The 16,850-nt window shown below is 36.3% G+C and carries 11 protein-coding genes; 6 read left to right on the top strand and 5 right to left on the bottom strand.

The window, feature by feature from the left end:
• The first annotated feature begins 186 nt into the window (after positions 1-186).
• From AR685_RS05840 to AR685_RS05820, 5 genes are all read left to right on the top strand, one after another.
• Positions 187-3,012: a TonB-dependent receptor gene (locus tag AR685_RS05840; protein ID WP_059123995.1), complete on the top strand. Its 2,826-nt coding sequence runs from the start codon at positions 187-189 to the stop codon at positions 3,010-3,012.
• 4 nt (positions 3,013-3,016) lie between these two features.
• Positions 3,017-4,333, top strand: coding sequence for a DUF5690 family protein (locus AR685_RS05835; protein WP_228376394.1), 1,317 nt, complete (start codon positions 3,017-3,019; stop codon positions 4,331-4,333).
• Positions 4,334-4,343: 10 nt separating this feature from the next.
• Complete coding sequence (locus AR685_RS05830) at positions 4,344-5,498, top strand: TIGR03364 family FAD-dependent oxidoreductase (RefSeq protein ID WP_059123993.1); 1,155 nt, start codon at positions 4,344-4,346, stop codon at positions 5,496-5,498.
• Between the two features lie 3 nt (positions 5,499-5,501).
• A complete protein-coding gene (locus tag AR685_RS05825) occupies positions 5,502-6,173 on the top strand; it encodes a phosphonatase-like hydrolase (RefSeq protein WP_059123992.1) in 672 nt (223 codons plus the stop codon).
• A gap of 143 nt (positions 6,174-6,316) precedes the next feature.
• The gene (locus AR685_RS05820) at positions 6,317-8,170 is read left to right on the top strand and encodes an alkaline phosphatase family protein (protein WP_059123991.1); all 1,854 of its coding nucleotides are present in this window, start codon (positions 6,317-6,319) and stop codon (positions 8,168-8,170) included.
• 271 nt (positions 8,171-8,441) lie between these two features.
• On the opposite strand, the gene AR685_RS05815 is transcribed toward AR685_RS05820, so the two are convergent.
• Both AR685_RS05815 and AR685_RS05810 read right to left on the bottom strand, forming a co-directional pair.
• On the bottom strand, positions 8,442-9,050 hold the full coding sequence (locus tag AR685_RS05815) for a hypothetical protein (RefSeq protein ID WP_047442656.1): 609 nt from the start codon (positions 9,048-9,050) through the stop codon (positions 8,442-8,444).
• Between the two features lie 95 nt (positions 9,051-9,145).
• Positions 9,146-9,517, bottom strand: coding sequence for a response regulator transcription factor (locus AR685_RS05810; RefSeq protein ID WP_047442657.1), 372 nt, complete (start codon positions 9,515-9,517; stop codon positions 9,146-9,148).
• A gap of 579 nt (positions 9,518-10,096) precedes the next feature.
• On the opposite strand from AR685_RS05810, the gene AR685_RS05805 reads away from it, so the two are divergent.
• On the top strand, positions 10,097-10,447 hold the full coding sequence (locus AR685_RS05805; protein WP_059123990.1) for an RNA polymerase sigma factor: 351 nt from the start codon (positions 10,097-10,099) through the stop codon (positions 10,445-10,447).
• A gap of 351 nt (positions 10,448-10,798) precedes the next feature.
• Here the strand turns inward: AR685_RS05805 and AR685_RS05800 are convergent, their stop codons facing one another.
• From AR685_RS05800 to AR685_RS05790, 3 genes are read right to left on the bottom strand one after another with little or no spacing between them, the layout of a single operon-like run.
• A complete protein-coding gene (locus tag AR685_RS05800) occupies positions 10,799-11,902 on the bottom strand; it encodes a metallophosphoesterase (protein WP_059123989.1) in 1,104 nt (367 codons plus the stop codon).
• 11 nt (positions 11,903-11,913) lie between these two features.
• Complete coding sequence (locus AR685_RS05795; protein ID WP_059124145.1) at positions 11,914-13,647, bottom strand: RagB/SusD family nutrient uptake outer membrane protein; 1,734 nt, start codon at positions 13,645-13,647, stop codon at positions 11,914-11,916.
• A 10-nt stretch (positions 13,648-13,657) separates the two neighbouring features.
• Positions 13,658-16,783: a SusC/RagA family TonB-linked outer membrane protein gene (locus AR685_RS05790; protein ID WP_059123988.1), complete on the bottom strand. Its 3,126-nt coding sequence runs from the start codon at positions 16,781-16,783 to the stop codon at positions 13,658-13,660.
• Between the last annotated feature and the right edge of the window lie 67 nt (positions 16,784-16,850).

Below are 16,850 nucleotides of genomic sequence, written 5' to 3'. Positions count from 1 at the left end.
TTAATGCTTTGTTCATCAGTGTTTTACATTCTCTCAAGTTGGTATTTGTGAAAGAAATATAATTATAATTCTGTAAGATTAAGTTAACAATCATCCAACATTTATTAAATATAAATTAATATTATAAATTTACATATATTAAAATTATTGAGTTGTTTTGCAATAGAAATTTAATATATGTAAACAATGGAAGCGATTATAAAAAAATCTTTATTTCCTCTCTTTGCCTGCTGTACGATATTTGTCTCAGCACAAAAGCAGATTGTCACCGGAACAGTTTCAGATAGCAGTCAGCCACTGCCGGGTGCAACGGTTAAGATTAAGGGCAGCTCAAAAATCGTCATTACAGATGTTGATGGAAAATTCTCAGTCAATGACCTTAAGCCTGGTCACTACGATCTGCAATTTTCATACATCGGTTATGAGCCTCAAAATATGATGATTGATTTGAGCTCAGATCAGTCCCTTGATTTGGGAATCATCTCAATGTTTCAGAAACAAAAGAATATTGATGAGGTAATTGTTACAGGTTCTTTGAAAAACAGTGAAGCCCGAGCTTTGAATATGCAGAAAAATGCGATCAATATTTCAAACGTTATCGCTTCAGACGGTATCGGAAAACTACCAGACAGAAATGCTGCGGAAACTGTACAGAGAGTTCAGGGTGTTTCCATCGAACGTGATCAGGGAGAGGGAAGATTTGTTTCTTTGAGAGGACTTCCGCCATTTTGGGCTTCCACAACCATTAATGGAAACAGACTTCCGACCGCTGAAGAAGAAACCACTTCAAGAGCTACCGCATTCGACTTTTTCCCGACTGAACTGATTTCTTACGTACATGTCAACAAATCTTTCACTCCTGATATGGAAGCAGATGGAATTGGCGGTGGTGTTAATTTCATTACAAAAACACCACCGATGAAAACTGAGTTCAGAGGAACTTTAGGAACCGGATACAATGCGAAGTCGGATAAAGGAGTTTACAATTTGGGATTGCTTTACGGAGGAAGAACAAAGGATAAAAAATTCGGATATCTTGTTAACTTTTCGCACTTTATCAGAAACTGGTCAACGGATAATTTTGAAGCACGAAGAAGTGGTGATGAAGGGGTTTTCAGAATGGAACTCCGCGATTACAACGGGGTAAGAAAAACCACAGGAGCCAACGCTGCTTTGGAATATGTGTTGTCTCCGAAAAGCACATTATATCTGAAAGGAATGTACGGAACTCTTTCTGACGATGAAACGCATTATAAACACAGAGTGCGATTCGATAAATTCAGTGCTGCAAACAACACGGCGAGAGTTGAACTTCAGAATATTCATAATTTGTTGATTACAGAACTCACTTCAGTTTCTTTAGGCGGAGTTCATCAGTTCAGTAAAAGTAAAGTCGACTGGGATCTTTCGTATTACAACAACCTTTTCAAATATGGAAATGTTCCCGACAAGCAGAATAATTCTTATTATGTCATTAAATATACTCAAAACGGTGTAGGTATTAATCCGAATTATATTGCAGATCAAGGAAATGGCCCAAGAGCCTATTGGAAGGCAGATGGCGGAAAATTAGATTTAAAGGATCCTGATGCATTATTTGGTTTTTACAGTGATCCGAACTTTAAAATGGATGCCGGACAAATGAGATTCACCGATTTGGAATTCTACAAAGTCTACGTTCAGGAAAAAGATAAAATCGTTGCAGGTTTCAATCATGAAATCACAGCCTCAGATAAATTAACTTTAAAATACGGATTAAAATACCGCGATAAAGAACGTAACGCACGCTTTTCTGATATTTTCTACAATTGGTCAAACGGAACGGCTCCATTGTTATCAGATTTTGGTCAGCATATCACCACTCAACCTGGAGGTGCGAATTATCTGAGCGAGATGAATACAAATATCGGAAACACTTTCGGTCCCGTACTTTCCACTGGAGGAATGGATCAGTTCTGGTTCCAGAATCAGGGAAATTTAACCATCAATAAAACCGATTCTGAAGCACTGGAATACAATAAAGCATTGGGAAGAAATTTCGACGTTTTTGAAAAACATGCGGATGCCTACGGAATGGGAACCTACAAAATCAATGACAGAATAACCATTTTGGGCGGTTTGAGATTTTCCAACACGCACACCAAAGTAAAAGGTTATAATGTTATTGAAGATGTTCTGACTCCCGTGGAAAATACCAAAAACTATCTTGCGGTGTTACCGATGCTGCATTTGAAATACATGATCAGCGACAAAACCAATCTGCGATTTGCTGCAACACGTACGTTCTCAAGACCAAATTTTGGTGATTTAACTCCTGGCGGAACTTACATTGAAGCGGACAATGAGTTTAAAGGCGGAAATCCAAACCTGAACCCGACATATTCTGTCAACCTTGATTTAATGGGTGAATATTATTTTTCCAATGTAGGGATTTTGAGTGGTGGTGTTTTCTATAAATCGATCACAGACCCAATTTTTCAGGATTCTTTTATTGGAAATTATAATGGAATCAATGGCGTACAGTTCAGTGCTCCCAACAACGGAAAAGCAGCATGGCTCGGCGGAATCGAACTGGGAATCAACAGAAGATTCGACTTTCTTCCAGGCTTTCTGCAGTATTTCGGAACGCAGCTGAATGCAACCTTCATGACTTCTGAAATGGAAAAACCAAGTGGCAGAATGGTAAAACTTCCTTATCAGGCGAAAGAACTGTACAATATTCAACTGTTCTTCGAGAAAAAAGGGTTCAATGCAAGACTGGCATACAACCACAAAGGGAAGTTTGCAGTGGAGTATGCTGAAGAAGATCTTTACGATTCCTACTACGGAAAATACAGCAATCTTGACTTTGGAACCTCATACCAAATCAATAATCACATCACGGTTTTTGCTGATGTTAACAATATTCTGAACAAACCTTTGATCTACCATTTCGGCAAAGATGAGCAAAGACCGGAGCAGGTAGAATATTACGGAGTAAGAGGAAATATCGGAGTTAAACTTAATTTCTAAGACCATGATGACCTATCAGTCAAAAAACAACACACTGAGTGTAACTCTAAAAGCGGCCATCGCTGCTTTCGGGGTTTACTTCTGCATGTATGCTTTCAGAAAACCTTTTGCGGTGGCCTCTTTCAGTAACCTGGAATTCTTTGGTTTTGATTATAAAATTTTAATCATCATTGCGCAGGCCGTCGGATATTTTATTTCAAAATTTATCGGGATTAAATTTATCTCTGAACTGAAACCACAAAAAAGAATCCTTTTCCTACTTGCTTTCATTGGAATCGCAGAGCTTGCATTGCTTGGATTTGCAGTCGGACCCGCGCCATACAATATTCTGTTCATGTTCATCAATGGAATTCCTTTGGGAATGATCTGGGGAATCGTTTTCTCCTACATTGAAGGAAGGAAAACCACAGAAATTATCGGTTTGTTTCTCTGTTCGAGCTTTGTAGTTTCTTCAGGAGTCGTAAAATCTGCCGGAAAATTTTTAATGGACAGTTTTGGGATTACAGAATTCTGGATGCCGTTTGCTACAGGCTTACTGTTTATAATTCCTCTGATTATTTTTGCGGTTTTATTGAATAAAATTCCGGCACCGGATGAAGAAGATATAATCTTAAAAAAAGAAAGAAAACCTTTGAGCGAAGAAGAAAGAAGTTCATTGGTAAAGAAGTTTTTCCTTCCGTTGGTAAGCATTACTATTCTGTACATCTGTCTGACAGTTTTAAGGGATTTCCGTGATAATTTCAGCCGGGAGATCTGGGACGAAATGAGTGGTGCCGCAGACAGTTCGGTTTTCACACTCACTGAAATTCCTATTTCCATAATGGTTTTACTGATCCTCGGATTGATGGTGAAAGTTAAAAATAACAGAAAAGCATTTGCATACTATCATTACATTCTTTTTGGCGGAATTAGTCTGGTTGCATTATCTACCGTTTTATTTCAGGTCAACATTATTTCACCGTTTTTATGGATGACGGTATCGGGTTTCGGGATGTATCTCTGTTATATTCCATTTAACGGAATTTATTTCGACCGGATGATTGCTGCTTTTAAAATTAAAGGAAATGTAGGATTCTTCATCTATTTCGTCGATGCCTTCGGATATTTAGGAAGTGTTTCAGTACTCTTTCTCAAAAACTTAGGTTCACAGGACCGCTCTTGGCTTCAGTTTTACATTCATCTTAATTATATCATCGTTGCGGTTGTTCTCATATTTTCGGTGATTGCATTTATGGCATTTCAAAAGAAATCAGGATCAAAATCCGGTGCAGACAACAGAGAAACATCACAGCCGATTCGTTTCGATGCTTTTAAAATTTAAAATAATACATATGAATACTCAATATGATCTAATCGTTGTGGGTGGTGGAATTCTAGGAACATTCCATGCTTACCACGCATTACAGAAAAACCTCAAAGTAGCCATTCTGGAAAGAAACTCTGTTCCCCAGGGCGCAACTGTAAGAAATTTCGGACAGGTCGTTCCATCAGGAATGGACATTAAATGGCAGAATTTCGGAAAGGAAAGTTTAAAGATTTATAAAAATCTGCAGTCTGAGACTGATCTTACCGTAAGACAGAACGGCTCAGTCTATATCGCCTCCAACGATGAAGAACTGCAGCTAATCGAAGAACTGGCTCAGATTAACAAAAACAATGATTACGAGTCTGTCATTCTGTCTAAAAGTGAATGTATTCAGAAGTTTGACGGCCTGAGATCTGATTACTGCAAAGGCGGACTGTTTTTCCCACAGGAAATCTCAGTAGATTCGAGTGAGATGATTGTTAAGCTTCATAAATACCTGAAAAGTCAGGAAGGTCTTGATATTTTCTACAACACAACGGTGGTAGAGGCTAATGAAAATAATTTGCAGTGTACTGCCGTAACTGCTGACGGAAAGAAAATCAGTTCATCAAAAATCATTATCTGTGGCGGACATGAGTTTAAAACACTGTATCCAGAAGTTTTTAATGAAAGTGATATCGAAGTAAGCAAACTGCAGATGCTTCAGACCAAACCGCAGGGTATTTATTCACTGCCGGGAAATATTCTCACCGGACTTTCCATCAGAAGATATGAGTCATTTACCGAATGCGCATCTTTTCAAAAAATTAAAGAAAGTGAAGATAAAAGCTCATTCGAAAAGAAATTCGGAATTCATATTTTATTCAAACAGGCTTTGGATGGTTCTGTAATTATTGGTGATTCTCACGAATATGCGGATGCAAAAAATGCAGATGATCTTAGTTATGATTTAAATATGGACATTGATGAATTTATGATTAATGAAGCCAAAAAGATCATCGATCTTCCTACCTATGAAATTCAGCGAAGATGGTTCGGAATTTATTCGCAATGCAAAACCAAAGATATTTTCGAATACAACGTTTCGCCCAACATTCATATAATAACAGGCATCGGTGGAAAAGGAATGACCGGAAGTGGCGGATTCACAAAATTTAATATTGATACAATTTATTCTTAAAAAATGAATATGATAGAATTACTGGTTCTTGATATGGCAGGAACAACAATAGATGAAGACAATGTGGTGTATAAAACTTTAATGCAGGCTGTTAATAATCAAGGATATAAGGTGAGTTTAGATGAAGTATTAGCAAGCTGTGCAGGAAAAGAAAAATTTGACGCTATAGAAACCTTGCTGGAAGAACTTAATGGAAAAAAAGAAGATGCAGAAGCGATCTTTAAAAATTTTTCAGAGGAACTAAGATTGGCTTATCAAAATTTAGAAGTAAAACCTATAAAAGGGGTCGAAGATTTTTTACTTAAAGTAAGAACTTCAGGTAAAAAAGTGGTTTTAAATACAGGCTATTCATCTGAAATAGCTCAGCAACTCATTAAAAAATTAGATTGGAAAGTAAATGTGCATTTTGATGCTATGATTACTGCTGACGATGTTACAGTAAGCCGACCAAACCCGGATATGATTTTTCTTGCAATGAAACAATTTGGGATTAGTGATGCTAAAAAAGTCTTAAAAGCAGGCGATTCTGCAATCGATATAGAGGAAGGTAAAAATGCAGGCTGCGGAATGATTATTGGAGTACTTAGCGGAGCCCAAAACAGAAGCGAATTGGAAAAAGCAAAACCCGATTACATATTTGAACGTATTTCGGATGCTGAAAATATACTTTTTTAATACTTTCAATAAGAACTGTTTAGGGAATTTCTCTGAGCAGTTTTTTCTTTTTTAATTAACTTTAAATTTACTTTAGTTTACAAATAGTAAACTATTTTTGTTTTAGAATTAAATTAATTACTATTTGTAAACTTAATCATTTTATGAAAACAAAACTATTTGCGATAACATTGTTAACGGTAAGTCTTTTCAATGCCCAAACAAAGAAAGTTCTTTTTATTGGAATCGACGGATGCAGAGCCGATGTCATGATGTCATCCAACACACCCAATATCCAGAGTTTAATTTCCCAATCTATTTATTCGCTGGATGGCCTTTGCGCCTCAACTACTTGGAGCGGAAACGGCTGGAGCACGATGCTTACTGGAGTTTGGCATACCAAACATAATGTGCAGGACAATAATTTTACGGCGCCCAACTTCACTTCCTATCCGGATTTCCTGACAAGAGCGGAAACTTATAATCCTAATCTTAAAACAATCTCATTGGCTCACTGGTCACCGATCAACAATACCATCATCAGCAATGCAGATGTAAAAACAAACTTCTCAACTGATCTTGCTGTAAAAAATGCTGCGCTGACAGCACTTCAGAGCGATAATCCAGATATTTTATTCGTAGATTTTGATGATGTTGATCATGAAGGACATTCGTATGGTTTTTCGTCTTCCGTACCTCAGTATGTTGCTGCAATTCAAACAACAGATCAATATATTGGTGAAATTTTGAATGCAATGAAGAACAGACCGACGTACAATAATGAAGACTGGTTAGTTGTTGTCACAACGGATCACGGAGCCACAAATACATCTCACGGTGGCCCAAATCTTTCAGAAAGAAATATTTTCACGATATTTTCTAATCCTGATTTCACACCCACACAAATCAGCAAAACTGTAAATCAAACACCTAAAACATTTAATCAGTTAAATTTATCTGCCGGAACATTTGCAAAACCTAATAGCCAAGCTCTTTTTAACTTCGGAGCTGCGCAGGATTTTACTGTTGAATTTTGGGTGAAGCCAAATGTAAGTTACACAAGCGATCCTGTAATGATCAGCAACAAAAATTGGAACAACGGCTACAATAAAGGCTTCAACATCTCAGGATATTCAGGACAGACCTACAGAGTTAACATTGGTGACGGAACGAACAGAATCGATTTAAATGGTGGAAAACTGACGACCAACCATTGGAAACATATTGCTGTGACTTTTGACAGAGACGGATTGGTTACTTTGTACGAAGATGGTGTTGTGGTCACCTTTGCCAAAATGCAGAACATCGGAAATATCAATTCCGGACTTCCTTTAACAATCAATCAAGACGGAACAAATACCTACGGACTTAATCTTGCAGCTTCCTACAAAGACATCAGAATATGGAATTCTGCATTGCCTGCCAACGTGATTGTCAATTGGGCAAACCAAGATATCACAGCATCTCATCCTTTCTACTCTCAGTTACTGGCCAATTATAAAATGAATGAAGCGTCAGGGAACACTTTGACAGATTTCAGCAGCAATAACAACCATGCAACAATCACAGGAACTCCTACAAGAAATTTAGATACCAATACCACTTTCACTATTTATGATTATCTATCAACCACAAGAGAAACCGATCATTTACCAACGGTATTCAGCTGGTTGTGTATACCTGTGCAATCTTCTTGGGGAATTGATGGTATAAACAGAATTCCTGCATGTGATACAGCGGTTCTTTCAGTAAAAGACATTGAGAAAAAACAGAATGAATTGATTATTTACCCAAACCCTGTGAATGATGAAATCAATTTAGAATTTAATTCTCCCGACCAAAAACTGACTGTAAGTATCATTGATGTAAAAGGAAGTTCTCTTGTAACTCAGGAATTAGGATCTTCAAATTCTCAACGCACTCAGAAAATCAATACTGAAACATTACCTTCCGGAGTTTATTTCGTTAAGATAAAAGGTGGCAAAACATCTTTGTCAAAATCTTTTATTAAAAGATAAATAGAGTTTGAGTTTTTAAAATACTATCATCTAATGATAACAAACAACGCCACAAAAATCTATTGGCGTTGTTTTGCTTTAATGGTTGATCTGCCCTCAATGCTTTTAGGAATTCAAAACTATTGAGACGGATTGCTGTCGCAAAAGTTGCTTCTAATATAGATTACAACTTTTTTGAGTGTATAACTGTTTGGTAATTTCATGTTTTGTTTAGATTATTAAGACACGGATTTGGATTTTATCCATCTGACCTAGGTTGATGATAGGCGATTTAATAAAATTGTTTCACGGTTTCTATATTTCCTGTTTCAGTATCAATAAACAGATAAACACCTCCATCGTCATGGAAAAAATTACTGTTTTTAATATCAATCTGTCCTAAAAAATACAATGGTTTGTTATTTTTGATTAACCATTCCGGATTCTGTATCCATTTTGGCGGTTTTGTCTGATATTTGAAAAGTTGCTCAACAGTTTTCTTGATGATTTGTTTTTTGTCTGTTTTGGATAAAGATTGATCAGTAGGTAAAATAAATTTTTCAAAAAATTCTGGGTCGATGTCAAGGTATTTTGGAGTTCCAGAAATTAATAGAGCATAGTCTTCGGAATATCTATCTGTCGAACTGACCTCAATATTCATTTTTTGTAAAAACAATTTTAATGCTCCTTGTGCATTTAGAAGTCCTTCCGCGTTACTATAATTTTGTTCTGCTAAAAAAAGAAAAAGACTGGATTGATCAAGATAAGTTCCCGACCAATCGATTTTTTCATTTGAAAGTAAAATTTCTAATTTTTTGTTGCTGTAAATTTCCTGCTCGAAGTCTTTACCGGATAACACTCCTTCTGCAAATTCGACTAATATTTTAATTTCGTCTGTCATAAGTCAATTTCGTGATGTTTTTAGATAACAACCAAAATTACAAATTACGTTTCATATACGATGAACACGTTTAGTCAGCAGTTTTGATATACTCATTAAATTAGTGAGTCTTCTCCTATCACCTTTTTTATCCTTAGAAGTAAGTTGTCGATATCAAACGGCTTAGTGACAAAATCATCTGGAGCACAGCAATTGCTCATTTGGTAAAGCTGAGCGTGAGCGCTCATAATCATTACAGGAATGTGTACTTGAAGATCATCATTCTTAATTTGTTCGCAGAGTTCAATCCCAGAACCGTCAGGAAGCATCACGTCCAACAAATACAAATCAGGATTTATCGAAAGGTCTCTTGATAAAAATTCTCGTACTGTGCCGAAAGACTTTACAATATAATTTTCTGAAATTAGAAAAATTTCCAATATTTCTCTGATTGCCTGATCATCTTCGACCATAAATATTGTTCTCATACTTTTTTATGATGCAACTTTAGAACCAAAGAATTTATTTTTTAAACTTATCTGAAATAAATAGTACTTCTAAGTTCTTTTGTAAATTATTGCTTTACAAATTATTGCCTGAATCATCATTTTCCAAAATAACATAACTGCTTTGAGTTATATAAATTTGGCCCTTATCCCATACATTTTCAACAGGTAAATGGAGTGTCTCATCAAAAAAATATCAACTCACTGATTGGCTAAGTATTCCTAGAATTGCTACAGTACCTAAAGTTTAGAGATAGTTGTTAAATGATTCAAAAAGAGATTAATTATTGTTGGCCCAAACCAAACAAAGTTATCATTTTTACATTGTTTTATGAAACGAAATTCAATATCAATCAAATGTTCGTGTGATTATTTTAAACTTCGAGAACGATATTTGTTATTTATAGCATACTATTTGTTTATTGGAAAATGTTCATAATTTTCTCAAAAATAGTAGAGATCAAAATATTTAATTCATATGGGAAAGATTTTTATTACAGATTTTTATTGTCAGTGTTTTTTTTAATAAAGACCATATATTATTTAAAAAAGACTTGAGTGATGGCAAAAAAAAATCAACACCAAATATCACATGAAAATTTATTTTCAATAGTTGCGAAAAAAGATAGAGATGCTTATAACAATCTTTATAATCAGTATTGCGGTATACTTTATGGCATAGCGTTAAAATCTGTTGAGTGCGTTGAATATGCTGAGGAGATTGTTCAGCTGACCTTCTTAAAAGTTTGGAATGGCATTGAAGAGTTTCATTCGCAGAATTGTTCTTCTCTTGTTTGGATGGTTCAGCTACATATCGATGTCATAACGGATTTTTTAGATATAAAAATGATTGACTATTTTACAGATAAGGATGGTTTTCCTAAGCTTAAGAAAATCATAAATGAAAAATAAAACTAAGAGTTAAAATATTCTCAAATAGTTTTTCACTCTTCAAAAATAATCAGAATTTCTATATTCTTCTGTATCATATCCTTAGAAATCTTTTCTCTGCCTTTCATTAAATTCCAAATATTACGGGTTTAAAAATCATTAAAACACTTCCTGTTTTATCCTAGTGACTATATTCATATTTTACATCAGTATTTTTGGAAAAATCCTATTCCTTAATTATGATTAAATGCTTGCAGCTTAAAATATAATTTTTAAGGTAAAAGATAAAAATCCCCCAACAGAAGTTTCGGGGATTTTCGTGAAAACTGAATTTATTGTTTTGATATGATTCCCGTTTTGTTTTGTTTAATTTTATTCTGAAAGTTTGAAAATAAATTCATTTCTAGAATCTTTTTTATATGCGTTTTTTTGAGTAGTTGGTGAGATTCCAAAAAGAGGAGAGTATGTTTTCACTTTTACCGTTTTATTATCTGGGTAAAACTCGATAATTCTGAGCCAACCGTCACCACCATTCCCATCACGATGGCCGCCTCCTTCACTCTGCATATCAAAAAGCATCTGATTTACGTTTTTACCATAACTATTAGAGTCAACGCGGAAACCCTCACCAGAGATATGGCCGCTTAATACCAACTGGAGATTTTGGGAAGGCTCTATGAGTTTTTTCCAGATCTGTTCTCCGTTATTTGATTCCGGAAGCACGATAGTTTTAGACTTTTGCGGAACATTGTTTATCAGGAAAGGCTCGTACATGAACCATGAATTAGCTTTATCTGTTCTCTTGTCTTTATCATTTAAAAAGGCATGCGTAATTAAAATCGATTTATGGTTTTTGTATTGAGTCATATCCAATACTTTTTTAGCCCATTCCAGCACTTTGTTTCTCGGGGCAAATTCAAGACTTAGAAATAAATAGTCCTGGCCATTTAATCCTTTCAATTCCAAAACTGAGTTTTCCATGCTTGGAGCTCCCGCATCATTATAAAAGTTCTGAGCTAAATGTTTCTGATTTAAATAATTAAAATTAGAAGGAAAAAACTCATTATAACGAGAAAATCTCCTTCCGTCCTCATTAATACTGAAATCATGATTTCCTGTTGCGGCTACATAAGGAACTTTTCCATTAAGTCTTCCCAGGATCGACTGTACCGATTTCCATTGGTCATCGGCACTTTGGTCTCCGTCATATCCCTGATTCAGAATATTGTTGTGTTCCACCAGATCGCCAACTTGGCAAACCATTTTAATATTTAAGGGAGAAATATTATCTTCAATCCACCGTACCATCAGATCCAAAACCGGTTGATTTCTGTTCCATTTTACATAGTTTTGGGTATCCGGAATGAGGATAATACTCCACGATTTTTTATCGTCTAATTTTGGAGCCTGAGATTTTTCCTGTCCGAAAACTACTGCAGAAAGCAGTAATACCAGTATCGATATATTCTTCTTCATAATTTTTAAAATTAATATCCGGGATTTTGTTTCAACAGAGGGTTTGCATCCATTTCAGACTGCGGTATCGGCCAAAATTCATCTTTATTGATGGTGTAAACCACCTGTTGAGTTGAAAAAGCTGCTGAAGCCTGTGAATGATTATAGATTGGGTTTGCACTTTCATCAAAGCCTGTAAGCACAGATTTGTTCCAGTTGTTTGCGTTACGGTTCAGATATAAATATCCGTTCATCACTTTACTTGCAATTCCCCAACGTCGGATGTCATACCATCTTAGTCCGTCATTGGCCAATTCCACTTTTCTTTCGTAGCGAAGTGCTTTTCTCAATTCTGCTTGTGACATTCCTGTTTGTAGAGCAGGCATTTTTGCGCGAGTTCTGATCTGGTTAATCATGTCATAAACAGAATTATCCAACTGATTTGACTCAATTTTTGCTTCCGCATGAATCAGCATTAATTCAGATAATCTGAAAATTCCGACATTTAAATCTGAATTTCCACTTACTGACGTAGAATTAAAATCAGCAATATCCACCACTTTTCTCCAAAGATAACCACTGAAAGAACGATAAGCATTGATTGCATCGGCATTTGTAACCTGAGTTGGTGCTCCGGCTGACCAATAGTTATTTACTTTTGCGAAAGATGAATTCGGCTCAAATTGGTATCCTAAATATCTGGAATGAGGACGAACTGCATACATATCCAAGCGTGGATCCCTGTTTTTAAATGGATTTGCATTATCATAAAGAGGGGAATCTAGAATAGAAAGACCATCTGTCATTTCATAAGAATCGATAAGATTTTGGGTGGGTCCCCAATAGCAAACTCCTTTACCCAAACGAGAGGCTGCATAGTATTGCTGATTGTGAAGATATCCTGGAACATTCATGTTGAATTCAGCTACCCAAATCCATTCTTTACTGGATGAAAAACCATTATGACCAAAAATATTACTTGGATCAGGCTCACCAACGGTATGATCTTTACCAACATAATTTACTGAAGCATTGAAGGGTGTCAAACTGTAAACACCTGCTGAGGCGTCTAAAGCCTGTTTTGAAGTAACCGTCGCCGCTGCGTATTGCTGAGAATAAAGTTCAACTCTGGCTTTTAGCATTAAAGCTGCGATTCTGGAAGCGCGTACATTTCCAAACTGTGATTGTGATATCGGAAGTTGAGGTGCTACAGCTCCAAGTTCTGCAATGATAAACTGCTGAATTTCTGCAACAGGAGTTCTTGCCACATTAGCATTGTTTAGGGTAACTGCTGATTTTATTAATGGGACATCACCGTAGAGTTCGATCAGTTGAGAATAGGCGTAAGCACGGATAAATCTCAGTTCCGATCCAAGCTCTGCTTTTTGTGCAGTGGTTAGTCCCGGAATTCCCTCCAATTTATCAAGAACTGCGTGACATCTTGCAATGGTTTTGTAATGAATTTCCCAAGGTTTTATGGTTAATGCATTGGTAGTAGTAATAGAACTTGTGATCGGTGAAGTGTAATTGGTTCCCGGTCTTGCATACCCTATGTCGGTAATATTATCCATCACATGCCAAATCGGAGTACTCGCAGCATCAATAGTACTTAAATTTCTATATGCTGCAAAAAGTCCCATTTTTCCTTCATCATAGGAGGCTGGGAAAGTTCCGGAGGTTGGTCCGTTAAGTGGTTCTAAATCCATATCGGCACTTGAGCACGAAGTGATTATAGCGAGAAGAGATATTTTCAAAAAGTTTTTCATTTTTTTATCATTAAAATTTAACATCAATACCGAAAGAGATTGTTTTTACCTGTGGATAATAATTTCCTCCTCCCAGCGCAACACCATCGGAACTTCCTAGATTGTAATTGATCTCTGGGTCATAGCCTTCATAAAAATCAGTGACCGTCAGAAGGTTCTGTCCATTGAGATAGAGGTAGATGCTTTGCAGAAATGTGTTATCCGTAAATGATTTAGGTAGTTCATAGCCGACCTGTACATTTTTAAGGCGCATGTACGCTGCACTTCTCATCCACTTGGTTGAGTTCTGTGTATTATTTGTAGAGGTAAGGGAAACACGAGGGAATTCAGCATCGGTATTTTCAGGGGTCCAATAATCGAGTTGCCAAGGTTTCACTGCACTTGAGTTGACAGCAGGAATGACATAATGCGAATCCAGATAACCGTCAACTTTTCCAACACCTTGTATCAATGCAGATAATTTGAATCCTTTATAAAATAAACCCATATTAAACCCGTAAGTATATCTTGGAACAGTGCTTCCGATAATGGTTCTGTCAGCATCAGTAATTTTTCCGTCACCAATGGGATTACCGTTTGAATCGAAGGCTCCGGCAATATCTTTATATCTGATATCCCCAGGCTTTAAAGTTCCGAATTGTGTAGGACCTGCATCAATTTCTACCTGACTTTGATAAAGTCCGTCAGCGATAAAACCATAAATAGAATTCACCGAAGAACCAACCTGCTGACGGAGAAGTGTTCCTGAAGACTGACCCTTCATGTCAACAATTTCGTTTTTAACATCAGAAAGATTAAAGCCAATATTTATTTTAAAATCTCCCCATCTTTCATTGTACTGTGCACCGATCTCCCAACCTTTGTTGCTTACCGTTGCCGCATTTTGAACGGGTGCTTCTAAACCTGTAAGTTGAGAAGTATTTAATCGTAAAAGAATTCCGTCAGTTTTTTTATTATAAATATCAAAAGTAAGGTCTAATTTTCTCCACAGAGATAAATCGACACCAAGACCTGACATTGTAGTTTCTTCCCATTTCAGATCAGGATTAGACATGATTAACTGCTGGATTGTTTGATATACAACTCCGTTCATAGAAGTACTTCCCAACGCTAAAGGTTCTGAAAATGGATAATATGAAGAACTGATATTCTGATTTCCTAATTTACCCCAAGATCCTCTGAATTTCAATTGGCTGATCGTTCCTCTCAAACCTTCGAAAAAGTTTTCTCTCGAAACGACCCAACCAGCAGAAAATGATGGAAAAACTGCCCAACGGTTTTTACCGATGAACCTTGATGTACCGTCATATCTCACATTAGCTTCAAACAGATATTTTTGATTGTAATTATAATTGAATCTTCCAAAAGCAGAAACTAACAGCCACTCATATTCTGCACCTCCGTTATCTTTGGTCTCATTATCTGCACCGGCGTCAATCACTTCGTAATTATCATACAGAAAATCTCGTCTGTATCCGGATAATATTTTTTCGTTATATGTTTCTCTCGAAGCTCCGGCAAGAAGCTCAAAACTGTGCTTGTCAAATTCTTTTTTTGCATCTGCCTGAAACTGATAGGTTCCGTAAAACTGACGTCTTGCAGATTCTGTAAGTTCAGTAAAAGTGTTTGCAGAACCTGCTTCAGTTCCGTCTTCAAAATAGGTAGGCACACTTTTTCTGAAAAGATGAATGTTGGTCGTAAGATAACGTGGAGCTATCATACCTTTTAATGTTAACCAATCGGTAGGTTTGTAAGAAATATTCATATTTCCTATAAACTCAAGATTATTCTGCTTACGGTTTCCACCATTTTCGATATAACCGACCGGATTGATTTTTACCCATCCATCAGAATAGTTTTGGCCATAATAAATGGGAATATTGGTGGGCATTCTGCCAAGATAATTCCAGACCGTTCCTTCATCGGCAATCTGTGTTCTGTCTTTGTTTAAGAATGACATATCTAGTCTGATATTCCACTGATCATTTGGGTTGATATCCATATTATTACGGAAAACAAATCTCGTAAAATCGGTATTTTTAATAATCCCTTCCTGTTTTGAATACCCAAAGGAAGGCGATACACTTATAATTCCGGATTTTGCGGATAAAGAAAGATAATGATCCTGCAAAAAACCGCTTCCCTGAAGAATTGCTTTCTGCCAGTCGTAATTGCTTGGGTTTTTATTGTAATCATTTTTAAAATCATTGATGGCTTCGTCACTGTAGATCTTTGTGCCATTGTCATTCATGCTTGCATCGTTGAATACTTTCATGTAAGTAAGACCATCAGTGACTTTTGGTATAGCAGTAGCTCGTTGCCATCCAGTATACATTCTGTACTGAGCAGTCAGCTTGTTTCCTTTAGCACGTTTTGTAGTAACAAGAATAACTCCACCCGCTGCTCTGGAACCGTATATTGCAGCAGAAGCAGCATCTTTCAGTACAGAAATAGATTCGATCATGTTCATATCAACATCATTGATGTTTCCTGCAACACCATCAATAATCACAAGTGGATTGCTGTCTGAACCTCCAAAACTGTTGATCCCTCTGATTCTGATATTTCCTGCATCACCTCCCGGTGCACCTGTTTGTGTAGTCACTGTAACACCTGATGCAAGACCTTGTAACGAATTACCGGCTGAAAGTACGGGTTGTCCTTCAGCTGTTGAACCTTTCACAACGGAAACGGAACCTGTGATAATAGACTTCTTTTGTGTACCGTAACCGACCACTACAACTTCTTCTATTTGTTTTTCCTGATTGTTTAAAGTATCTTTTTTAGGTTCTAATTCATTTTCAGCAAAAGAAGGATTTGTAGAAGCTAATTTTCTAAGACTTACAGTGTTATTCTGGATCAGATAATCTAATGGAACACTTTTTTTCAGATAGTTTAAACTCTGCTGTAATGATGAGTAATTGATTTTGCTTTCATCCAACCAAATATTTTTAAAATCGGAGGCAGAATAAAAGAATTTGGTCTTGGTAGATTTCTCTAATTTTTTGAGTATTTTGATTAATGAAGCCTGCCACTGAATACTGGTGACAGCTATTTTAGTCTGGGTTTGTGCATAATTTTGCACAGGTAATCCCATAGCGACGAGTAAAGCAATAGAAATTGCAGTTTTTTTCATAAATTTGATGAGTTAATTTATTATTCTTAAGCGAGTTTCGAATTAATTACAAGCACTGATAACGCCA

Origin of the sequence: Chryseobacterium sp. JAH, from assembly GCF_001507335.1 — a bacterium.
In the GTDB taxonomy this organism is placed as follows: Bacteria; Bacteroidota; Bacteroidia; order Flavobacteriales; family Weeksellaceae; genus Chryseobacterium.
The sequence above is the reverse complement of the archived record's forward strand: the minus strand, read 5'-3'. Positions and strand labels throughout refer to the sequence as shown.

What these genes read in the sequence shown, in the direction of transcription:
- AR685_RS05840 (WP_059123995.1), top strand. Translation starts at nt 187, where the DNA reads ATGGAAGCGATTATAAAAAAATCTTTATTTCCTCTCTTTGCCTGCTGT.
- AR685_RS05835 (WP_228376394.1), top strand. Translation starts at nt 3,017, where the DNA reads ATGATGACCTATCAGTCAAAAAACAACACACTGAGTGTAACTCTAAAA.
- AR685_RS05830 (WP_059123993.1), top strand. Translation starts at nt 4,344, where the DNA reads ATGAATACTCAATATGATCTAATCGTTGTGGGTGGTGGAATTCTAGGA.
- AR685_RS05825 (WP_059123992.1), top strand. Translation starts at nt 5,502, where the DNA reads ATGAATATGATAGAATTACTGGTTCTTGATATGGCAGGAACAACAATA.
- AR685_RS05820 (WP_059123991.1), top strand. Translation starts at nt 6,317, where the DNA reads ATGAAAACAAAACTATTTGCGATAACATTGTTAACGGTAAGTCTTTTC.
- AR685_RS05815 (WP_047442656.1), bottom strand. Translation starts at nt 9,050, where the DNA reads ATGACAGACGAAATTAAAATATTAGTCGAATTTGCAGAAGGAGTGTTA.
- AR685_RS05810 (WP_047442657.1), bottom strand. Translation starts at nt 9,517, where the DNA reads ATGAGAACAATATTTATGGTCGAAGATGATCAGGCAATCAGAGAAATA.
- AR685_RS05805 (WP_059123990.1), top strand. Translation starts at nt 10,097, where the DNA reads ATGGCAAAAAAAAATCAACACCAAATATCACATGAAAATTTATTTTCA.
- AR685_RS05800 (WP_059123989.1), bottom strand. Translation starts at nt 11,902, where the DNA reads ATGAAGAAGAATATATCGATACTGGTATTACTGCTTTCTGCAGTAGTT.
- AR685_RS05795 (WP_059124145.1), bottom strand. Translation starts at nt 13,647, where the DNA reads ATGAAAAACTTTTTGAAAATATCTCTTCTCGCTATAATCACTTCGTGC.
- AR685_RS05790 (WP_059123988.1), bottom strand. Translation starts at nt 16,783, where the DNA reads ATGAAAAAAACTGCAATTTCTATTGCTTTACTCGTCGCTATGGGATTA.